At 46.8% G+C, this 1019-nt stretch carries 1 pseudogene; it reads left to right on the forward strand.

The annotated features are described in order from the left end of the window. Positions 1-110: 110 nt before the first annotated feature. A pseudogene (locus tag KIV40_RS31580) lies at positions 111-835 on the forward strand (diguanylate cyclase domain-containing protein); the annotation flags it as partial. Between the last annotated feature and the right edge of the window lie 184 nt (positions 836-1019).

Below are 1019 nucleotides of genomic sequence, written 5' to 3' on the forward strand. Positions count from 1 at the left end.
ACAAGGCATCAACTGGCCAGAGATTTCAGCACCACAAGAAGGTGTTGAATTACCATTGGAAGGCAAGACGGTTGTATTAACTGGCACCCTTTCTCAACTAGGTCGCTCAGAAGGATGTTGTACCAAACAGCATGTATCTGCGCTTGTCTGATTCCGATCATCAAGTTTTACATCAAGGAAGCCCTTTAAAGATCCGGCATCCAGTACCAGTGGCGTGCTGATCATGGCTCGAGATATCTCAGAGCGCTATCTTGCAGAGCAGAAATTAGAAGAGGCGAACCTTGAGCTCGAACGCTTGAGTTTCTTAGACAGCTTAACGCAAGTTTCTAACCGTCGCCGCTTTGATGAGCAGCTTTCGACATTATGGCATTTCCACGTTCGAGAGAAGCAGCCACTGACTATCATGCTGTGTGATATTGATTACTTTAAAGGTTACAACGATTTTTACGGACACCAGCAGGGTGATGATGCCTTGATTCAGGTATCGAAAGCCTTTAAGCGTGTGCTGAATCGATCGTCTGACTGTGTCGCGCGTTACGGTGGGGAAGAGTTCGCCTTTATACTGCCAAACACGGCAACGGAAGGGGCCCAGCTTGTTGCTCAGCGAGTTCATGATGAGATTCAAAGCCTAGGCATCGTTCATGAAAAATCACTGGTTTCGGAGTGGATTACCGTGAGTATCGGCGTCGTATCTTACATTCCAACACTTGATGATGAGATGGAATCGGCGGTTGCATTGGCCGACAGTGCACTCTATCAAGCCAAGGCTGATGGCCGCAATCAAACCAGCGTTCACCCTAATTCTACTGGGCGTCTTCATACTTTAGGTTCATGAGCTTGAATCACTGTAAGTGAATAGGCTCAATTAAATCCTCACATCGGTGTTGCATGTGATATGGCTAGCTTACCTCCCTTGTTCAAACAGGGTAGAATGTTGCTAGTCTTATCGCATGGAGCGCTAAATGAAACCCATGAAAAATCTCGCTCAGTATTACGTCGATCTGCTCGTAAAGCTGGGT

The sequence above is a fragment of the Vibrio sp. D173a genome (genome assembly GCF_030248475.1).